Here is an 8,456-nt window from a genome sequence, read left to right as displayed (position 1 = left end):
CACTCTCAATGAGGCAAAGCAGGCCGTGGCAACCATAGGTGCACAACCGCTGACCGCTCTGGGCAATGGCTATCATGGCCGTTGGCAACACGCGAATTATGCCGGGGTCGCGCAACGTTGGTTGCTGGTGCGCAGCGAACAAGCCAGCCACCGCGAGCAGCAGACATTGGCCAAAAACCTGCTCAAAGACAGTACCCGCGAGCTCAAAGCCTTCGCCAAATTGTGTGCCCGACGCTTTGCTTGTGAGGCGGATGCCCAAGCTGAGTTGAGCTGTTTTACCGCCAGCTTGATGCTGCTGCAACTGGATGCCGAAGTGGTAGGTGAACCCGTTTATACAGGACGTGGCAGACCCAAGCGTGGCGAAGAGCCAATTGGCCATCAGTTTCAAATCACTGGGTTGGCGGCAACTAGCCTGGCTTGCGTTGAAGAGGCCCGCAACCAGACCGGGGTGTTCATCCTGGCGACCAATGACCACAGCGATACGCTGACCATGGCCGAACTTTTGGCCACCTATAAAGCGCAGCAGAATGTCGAACGGGGCTTTCGTTTTCTCAAGAGCCCGGAGTTTTTAACCTCCTCACTGTACCTGAAAAAGCCGGAGCGGATTGAAGCGTTGCTCATGGTGATGACCTGTAGCCTGATGATTTACGCAGCGTTGGAGCACCGGATCCGGCAGGGATTAGTGGAGCAGAATCGCAGTGTGGCGGATATGAAAAAGAAACCGACCCAGCAGCCGACGGCCCGTTGGATCTTTTTGCGCTTTGGTGGCATCCATGAATATCGACTGGGAGAAGCTCCGCCACAAGTAACGGAGCTAACAGGAGACCAGCAGATCATTTTGGAGGTATTGGGTGAGCGCTATCGGCAAATTTATTCCTAAATCAGGTGCGGAATGTCGGTTATATCGCCGCAGGCTTGTCTGGCGCTGCCTGATTGTCTGCTGACTCACTACCAAGATGCCTGTGTTCCTCATCAGGCGGACAGAAAAAGCCACATTCACTCATACCTCGCCGCTTCCCAGACGTGTATCGCCTGTTTGCGGGTCTCGCCCCAGTGATAGCCGCCGAGTTTGCCGTTTTGCTGAATGACTCTGTGGCAGGGGATCATCAAGGCGACGGGGTTGGCGCCCACCGCCAGTCCCACGGCGCGGGCGGCTTTGGGATTGCCGACGGCGCTTGCCACCTGGGCGTAGCTCACCACCTTGGCGGGCGGGATCTGCAGCAGCGCCCGCCAGACGCTGATCTGAAAGTTGGTGCCGCTCACGTACAAGGAGATGGGGCGATCCGGTGCCTTGCTGCCATCGAACATGGTGTTGATGACCCCTTGGGTGCGTGATGGCGCCTCCCTAAGCTCTGCCTCGGGCCAGTTATGGGCGAGGGCGGCCAGCGGCACCTCTGGGGCCTTTTCATCGAGAAACGAGAAGTTGCACACCCCCCGCGGGGTCAGGGCGACGAATGCCTGACCAAAGGGGGTGTCGTGCACCCCGTGATCGATAACCAGCCCGGCCCCGCGCTGTTTGTACTCGCCCGGCGTTACCGCTTCGAGCTGCACGAAGTGATCGTAGAGCCGCGAGCCGCTGCTAAGGCCTAGGGTATCGGCCACCTCAAGCAGCGGACGCGACTCCTGCAGCAGCGCCTTGGCCCGCTCCAGGGTCAGCACCTGCAGATAGCGTTTGGGCGTCACTCCGGCCCAGCGGCTGAACAGCCGCTGGAAGTGAAAGGGACTTAAGTGCACGTGCGCCGCTATCTCGTCCAGAGTGGGCTGACGCTCCACCTGACTTGCGATAAAACGGATGGCATCGGCGATGCGGGCGTAATCAGACATAAGGCGCTCTCACGATAAGGTTTCGGTCGCAGGATCTTGGGGACGACAAGTCATGTGCGACAAATAGATACCCCACCATCGGCCAGCAGGGCAATGCCGGTGGTAAAGCTGGATGCATCGGACGCGAGATAAAGGGCCGAGCGGGCGATCTCCTCCGGTTGGGCCAGCCGTTTGAGGGCATGCATATTCTGCACAAAGGCGAGGCTCTCTGGCGTATTGGCAAAAGCCCGCCCCATGGGAGTGTCGGTACCCCCCGGCAGCAGGGCGTTGACCCGAATCCCTTGTGCTCCATACTCGGCGGCCAGCACCCGGGTCAGGCCAATGAGGCCCGCCTTGCTCGCCGCATAGGCCGCCATGCCGGGCAGCCCCAGGGTATGGCCGACAAAGGTAGAGGTGAAAATAAGCGAGCCGCCACCGCGAGCCTGCATGGCGGGGATCTGGTACTTGGCTCCCACAAAGGCGCTGGTGAGGTTGGTATCCAGCGTTTCCTGCCACTGCGCCAGTTCAAGCTCCTTTACGCTGCCCGGCATGCCTGTGGTACCGGCGTTGTTGAAGGCGATATCGAGCCCGCCGAAACGGGTTAGCGCGAGCTCCACCAGATCGCGGGCGTAAGTCTCGCTTTTCACATCTCCCGCCAGACTCACCGCCTGGCCCCCCTCGTGGCGGATCTCCTCCACCAGCAGATCCAGCTCGGACTGGCGGCGGGCACCGACGACGATGCTGGCTCCCTCCCGGGCAAACAAGATGGCGCTGGCGCGGCCGATGCCGGAGCTGGCGCCGGTGATGATGGCGACCTTGTTGGACAGTAATGACATGGCAGTTCCCTCGCTGAGTGTGTTGTGCGCCAGCTAAGTGGCGCACAAGGTTGGTTGTGGATTGGAACCCCAATAGGTTCCAACCGACTTGGGGTTGGCCCCCACTATGGCAACCACTCCTTGCCGGGACGACCCGAATCTTGCTCTCTTTGTTCCCAAGTCGTTTTGCTACATGTCGATACAGGCCTTCGTGGCAACAAAAGGGGTGAACTGCGCCCCGAATTCTTTATAATGCCCCCCTTTAAAACCGCCGGACCCGGGTTCGGCGCGCGCTGATGGTCGCTGTGCCATCAGGCAGATCATCAGGATTGAGACACGGTTATGCATACTCTGGAACAGCTGCGCGCAGGTGAACTGTGCGGTGCCCGCCATCTGAAGCTTTGTGAAAACCTGACGGAGTTCCCCACCGAGATTTTGAGCCTGAAAGAGACGCTGGAGGTGCTGGATTTGACCGGCAACCAGCTAAGCGCGCTCCCCGACGAGTTAGCCGGGTTTGGCAAACTGCGCATTATCTTCTGCTCCGAGAACCGCTTTACCGAGCTGCCCGAGGTGCTGGGGCGCTGTCCGGCGCTCACCATGGTGGGCTTTAAGGCCAACCGGATTGCCACCGTGTCGGCCAAGGCGCTGCCCGCCGGTTTGCGCTGGCTGATCCTGACCGACAACGCGGTGGAACAGTTGCCTGATGAGCTGGGCCAGTGCGACGCCCTGCAAAAGCTGATGCTGGCGGGCAACCGCCTGCGCGAGCTGCCGGCCAGCCTTGCCAACTGCCGCAATCTTGAGTTGTTGCGCATCGCCGCCAACCGCATCGAACACTTCCCCGAGTGGCTGCTCTCGCTGCCGCGCCTTTCATGGCTCGCTTACTCCGGCAACCCCTTTAGTGAAGGGGAGGAGGCGCGGGCCATCGATGATGCCCATGTCACGCCCATTGCCTGGGAGACGCTGGCGCTGGGCGAGTTGCTGGGGCAGGGGGCATCCGGCGTTATCCATCGCGCCACCCTTGTGGCTAATCCTGCTGATGAAGTGACTCAGGCGAGCGATAGAGGCGATGGCAGTCAGGTGGCGGTCAAGCTGTTCAAGGGGGCGGTGACCAGTGACGGGCTGCCCCGCTGCGAGATGGCGGCATCGCTGGCGGCGGGCACTCATCCCAACCTTATCAAGGTGATAGGCAAGGTGGCGGATCACCCCTCCGGTATTCCGGCGCTGGTGATGGAGCTGATCGACCCGGCCTTTGCCAATCTGGCCGGGCCGCCGAGCCTGGACTCCTGCACCCGGGATGTCTATCCCGAGGGGCTGCATCTGAGTGTACCGGATGCGCTGGCGATGGCCCACGGCATCGCCTCGGTGGCGGGCCATCTGCACCGCGCGGGCATCATGCACGGGGACCTCTACGGCCACAATATTCTGTTTGCCCGCGGGCCTGACGCCCCGGCTCGCGCTCTGCTGGGGGATTTTGGCGCCGCTTCCTTATATGACCGCTGCGACCGCGAGCGGGCCATGGGCCTTGAGCGACTGGAAGTGCGCGCCTTTGGTTGCCTGCTGGAAGAGCTGCTGGCCCATTGCGATACGCAAGACTCACCGCTTGATGGGATGCATCAGCTCAAAGCGGCCTGCCTCTCGGAACTCCCCGCCGATCGTCCCGATTTTGCTTATATCGAGCGTCAGCTGGCGGCCGCTCGCGCCACGCTGTCGTGATCTTTCTGGCGTTGGCGGGCACGTTTTGGCTTGCCAACGTCATTCCCTTTATTCATTCATCGCCATACACCCATGACGTTTTTGCATGGGTTGGTATACCTCTGTCCGTCATAAGCACAGCCAATAGCGCCCATTGCGACAGCGAGGTACATGGCAAAGAGAAGCCCAGTCTTTCGCCCGATAACACGCAGAGGCTGCGCGGCAAAAAGGGGAGGGCAGAGGGTTGCGCGGTGCCGGTTAAGTTGTGATATTGAGGCATCTTTAGTACAGAAGGGTAATAACGATGGAAGCTGCGTTTTGGCATCAGCGTTGGGAAGAGAACCGGATTGGCTTTCATCAGGCGGACTTCAACCACTGGCTGCAATCCTGGTGGTCAGCTCAGCAAGCGGACGAGCCGGTGCTGGTTCCCTTGTGTGGCAAGTCTCGCGATATGCTCTGGCTGAGCGCTCAGGGCCATCCGGTCGACGGTTTCGAGCTATCGAGCCTTGCCGTCAGCCAGTTCTTCAGTGAAAACCAGCTCGCCGCGACTGTGAGCGAAGTGGGCCCTTATCAGTGCCATCAAGTGGACAGCCTGCGCATTTTTCAGGGGGATTTTTTCGCCGCCCCCGAGTTGGGTCGCCGTTACCGGCTGGTCTATGACCGCGCGGCGCTGATCGCCCTGCCGACCGCGATGCGCCGCCAGTATGCAGCCCTTATCAGCTCGCTGGTCGAGACCGGTGGCCAGATCTTGCTGGTGACCCTTGAATATCAGCCGGAGCAGCAGAGTCAGCCCCCCTTCTCGGTGGGTGAGATGGAGGTGCGAGCCCTGTTCGAGCGCGATTTTCGTATTGAGGTGCTGGGGCGCGCCGCCGAGGTGGATCACCCGCGGGTGCTGTCGGGTCAGCTCTCCTACTTCGATGAGGTGGCCTACCGACTGGTTCGCCGGGGTTAACGGGCAGCTAGCGGGCGACCAAAGGGTGATCTGCGCCGACAAATCATCGGGCTACGCGCTCTTCGCTACCTCCTTTGACGTAGATCAACGTGACTGGCGGGGGGAGTGCCTAATATGAGGCTGTTTCTCAATCACTGTTGGCATTGCAAAGCGAGTATCGGGTCTTTCCCGCTTGCTGCTCAGCAACTCAGTGTCTGATTTTCACGCTCATGTTCACTTTTGGCGGCTTTGGTCGCAATTGTTATGGTTTTTCCAGCCGACCCTGATGGGTCGGCTTTTTATTGCCTGCGATTTGCCGTGGGCAGGAAAAACGGGGGATGTCGAGGCCTGATCAGGCCTCGAAGGTGGCGGCATTGAGCCGAAATGCCCGTGGATCGTCGATAAACTGGCCGGTGATCCGCTCGTCATGTTCGTGCCCCTGACCATAGCTGCAGAGGATCAGTCGATCGGAGGTGCGCGAGCGCAGCTGGGTGATAAAGCGCACCAGATCGGCGCGGCTCAACTTGCCCACCTCGTCGCAGACTCTTTCGCGCTGATCAAACCCCAGATCCTTGTTGCCGATGCTGACCCACAGCCGCTGGCCGCGACTGCGCAGATTGGCATCCCGCTCGCTCAGCTGGGCTTGCAGCCCTGCCTTGCTCTCCTGCCACTGCTGCTCGGTAAATTCGAGCATGGCGAGCGGGAAGAGGTCGATAAACTCCTCCACCGCATCGAGCAGGATCTGCGGCCCCGCCACCGGCGACTGGATATAGAAGATCAGGCCCGGATGGCGATTGAGGGGCAGGTTGCCTGCGCCCACCACATACCCCAGTTGCTGGCGGGTGCGCAGCTCGTGGAAGAAGGTGGAGGACATGATGTGGTTCGCCAGGGTAAAGCAGGCGAGATCCCGCGCCCGGGTGGTGCGGGATTGGTAGTAGACCAGCAGTGCCGAGTCCTCGTGATCGCAACCCTGCTCGCGAATAAGGGTGCCCCTGTCCTGAATGGAGATGAGCGGGCGGCGGGTCTCGCCGCTCGGTTTGCTGCTGGTGCCATTGATGTCGCTCAGGTGGCGCTCCATCAGGGCGGCCAGCTCCAGCGCTTCGGCGGCAGTCCAGTCGCCGTGTACCAGCGCCTCGACATGCACCTCGCCAAACAGCTGGGCCACGAAGTCGGGCATCTCTTCCAGCTCTACCGTGCGCAGGTGGCGCAGCAACTGCTCGAACGGCGGGTTGTTCGGTTGCAGCAAACTGGTGAGCTGGTTAAAGAGCTGGGAGATGGGGCGCGCCTTGGACTGGTTGTCCCAGTTGCGAATGAGCTGCTCTTTGATCTCGGCGAAGCGGCCCGGATCCGGATACCCCAGTGTGCGGTTGCCGAGGATCATGTCGAGCAACAGCGGCTGCTTGTCGGCAAAGCCGCTCAGGTTGATGGTAAACCCCCCCTGATGGGCATAGATCTGGTAGCCCAGCCCCGCCAGCTCCGCCGGATAGGTGAGGGCGTTGAGGTGGTCGGCCAAGAGCTCCACGGCGAGGCGCGCCATGGCGATGTTGCGCGGATTTTTTACCGCATGTTCGCTATCGATGGAGATATAGAGATTGCCCTTGGGCACGCTGAACAGGTGCTCATGGAGGTGCCAGAGGCGAAAACCGGGGCGATCGATAAGACAGACGGGCATGTCGGCGGCAAGCTCGGGCGTACGCGGATCGAGCCTACTGCTGATAAAGGGGTTGGGCTTGGGTAGCGCCAGCGCCGAGTCCGGCTCGCTTTGCTGCCAGCGAATTTTCTCGGCCTCGGTAATGGTCGTCACGCTGTAGGGGGTTTGATACCAGCGGGCCAGCCGATCGGTCGCCACTTCCGGCGCAGTGATGGTGATACGCAAATTGTGCGGGGTGAGCTTGGCGAGGAAGCGGCGGATCAGCCCCTCGTCATATTCGCGCATCATGTAGTCGCCGTAGAGCAGATCCTCAGGTTTGTAGCTAAAGAGGTTGAGCACCAGCCCTGACACCGTATCGAGGGGGCGGCCGCGCTCCTGAAAACGGAATGCCGATTCGAGCACGGTCCGTTTTTCGTCATAGCGCCAGCTCTGCAGCCCTTCGCGGCCAATCAGTTTCAGATAGCCAAACAGGGCGGCGAGGATGTCGTCCACATGTTCAAGGCCCAGAGGGGTGAGGCCAAAGTTGACGCCAAAATCCTTGAAGTTGGCGCCGCTGATGCCACCACCTGCCGAGAGCTGGTTGACCCAGCCTTTCGCCTTGAGCAAGGAGAGCAGGCTGCCATCCCCCTCATAACCGATCAGATGGCTCAGGAAGGTGAGGGGCTTTTTGTCGTAAAACTCGTCCACATTGGGCAAGGGGAAGCAGAGCGACAGCTTGCGTGTCTCCTTGACCGGATTGATGTGGATGCGCACGCCGAGATCATCGAGCCGGTAGAGCGGCATGGTGAGGGTCGGGGTTCCCAAATTGCGATTCAAAATGGGAGCAAAGTAGCGACAGCACCACTGCAACTGGGTATCGATGGATTCCGGCGAGATCATCACCAGCGCCATGCGATCCGCGCTGTAGTGGCTTTCGTAAAAACGGATAAGGTCGGAGCGCAGATCCCGTCCCGGCAGATCGGCCAGGGTATCGAGGTTGCCCACCGAGAACTTGGAGAAGGGGTGCGCCGGGTTGACCGTCTCTTTATGCACCTGATAGCTGCGGCGCATGTCATCCTGCAGCTTGAGGCGATACTCGGAGTCGACCGCGTTGCGCTCCTTGTCCACCCACTCCGGATCAAAGGTGGGGCAGATAAAGAACTGGGAGAAGCGATCCAGCCCCGCTTCGAAGAAGCCGTTGTCGATCTCGAAGAAGAAGTTGGTGAACTCGGTACCGGTCCAGGCGTTGTTGCTGCCGCCATGACGGCTCATAAATTGCTGGTACTCACCTGGCTTGGGGTAGGTGCAGGTGCCGAGAAACAGCATGTGCTCCAGAAAATGGGCCATTCCCTGCCGGTCAGCGGGATCGTCAAAATGGCCGGTATTGACCGCCAGCGAGGCGGCGGATTTGTCTGTGTCGGGATCACAAATCAACAAGACCCTGAGCCGGTTGGCCAGCTCCAGAAAATGGTATTGCCGATGGTCATTGGGACTGGCATATGGGCTCATTGGCGTGTGACTCACGTTGGATTTATTTGAATTTAAACATGATTATCGACCCCGCTATCCCGTCAGGCAAACCCTT

Annotated in this window: 5 protein-coding genes and 1 pseudogene; 3 read left to right on the top strand and 3 right to left on the bottom strand. The window is 60.2% G+C overall.

Annotation, left to right across the window (positions count from 1 at the left end):
* A pseudogene (locus AB5Y97_RS07125) lies at positions 1-880 on the top strand (IS1634-like element ISAs25 family transposase); the annotation flags it as partial.
* Between the two features lie 116 nt (positions 881-996).
* Here the strand turns inward: AB5Y97_RS07125 and AB5Y97_RS07120 are convergent.
* Both AB5Y97_RS07120 and AB5Y97_RS07115 read right to left on the bottom strand, forming a co-directional pair.
* A complete protein-coding gene (locus tag AB5Y97_RS07120) occupies positions 997-1,824 on the bottom strand; it encodes a bifunctional transcriptional activator/DNA repair enzyme AdaA (protein WP_199428642.1) in 828 nt (275 codons plus the stop codon).
* A gap of 50 nt (positions 1,825-1,874) precedes the next feature.
* On the bottom strand, positions 1,875-2,639 hold the full coding sequence (locus AB5Y97_RS07115) for an SDR family oxidoreductase (RefSeq protein WP_368157443.1): 765 nt from the start codon (positions 2,637-2,639) through the stop codon (positions 1,875-1,877).
* Positions 2,640-2,960: 321 nt separating this feature from the next.
* Here AB5Y97_RS07115 and AB5Y97_RS07110 point away from each other — a divergent pair, with 321 nt between their 5' ends.
* Positions 2,961-4,331 (top strand): leucine-rich repeat-containing protein kinase family protein, encoded by a 1,371-nt coding sequence (locus tag AB5Y97_RS07110; RefSeq protein ID WP_368157441.1) that lies wholly within the window; start codon positions 2,961-2,963, stop codon positions 4,329-4,331.
* A gap of 283 nt (positions 4,332-4,614) precedes the next feature.
* Positions 4,615-5,262: a thiopurine S-methyltransferase gene (locus AB5Y97_RS07105; RefSeq protein ID WP_106843800.1), complete on the top strand. Its 648-nt coding sequence runs from the start codon at positions 4,615-4,617 to the stop codon at positions 5,260-5,262.
* Positions 5,263-5,593: 331 nt separating this feature from the next.
* Here AB5Y97_RS07105 and AB5Y97_RS07100 read toward each other — a convergent pair whose 3' ends face one another.
* Complete coding sequence (locus AB5Y97_RS07100; protein ID WP_368157439.1) at positions 5,594-8,380, bottom strand: insulinase family protein; 2,787 nt, start codon at positions 8,378-8,380, stop codon at positions 5,594-5,596.
* Positions 8,381-8,456: the final 76 nt, after the last annotated feature.

The organism is Aeromonas sp. R10-2 (genome assembly GCF_040908445.1).
Classification (GTDB): domain Bacteria; phylum Pseudomonadota; class Gammaproteobacteria; order Enterobacterales; family Aeromonadaceae; genus Aeromonas; species Aeromonas veronii.
The sequence above is the reverse complement of the archived record's forward strand: the minus strand, read 5'-3'. Positions and strand labels throughout refer to the sequence as shown.

Excerpts from the sequence above, each read along its gene's own strand:
- AB5Y97_RS07120 (WP_199428642.1), bottom strand. The coding sequence starts at position 1,824 with ATGTCTGATTACGCCCGCATCGCCGATGCCATCCGTTTTATCGCAAGT.
- AB5Y97_RS07115 (WP_368157443.1), bottom strand. The coding sequence starts at position 2,639 with ATGTCATTACTGTCCAACAAGGTCGCCATCATCACCGGCGCCAGCTCC.
- AB5Y97_RS07110 (WP_368157441.1), top strand. The coding sequence starts at position 2,961 with ATGCATACTCTGGAACAGCTGCGCGCAGGTGAACTGTGCGGTGCCCGC.
- AB5Y97_RS07105 (WP_106843800.1), top strand. The coding sequence starts at position 4,615 with ATGGAAGCTGCGTTTTGGCATCAGCGTTGGGAAGAGAACCGGATTGGC.
- AB5Y97_RS07100 (WP_368157439.1), bottom strand. The coding sequence starts at position 8,380 with ATGAGCCCATATGCCAGTCCCAATGACCATCGGCAATACCATTTTCTG.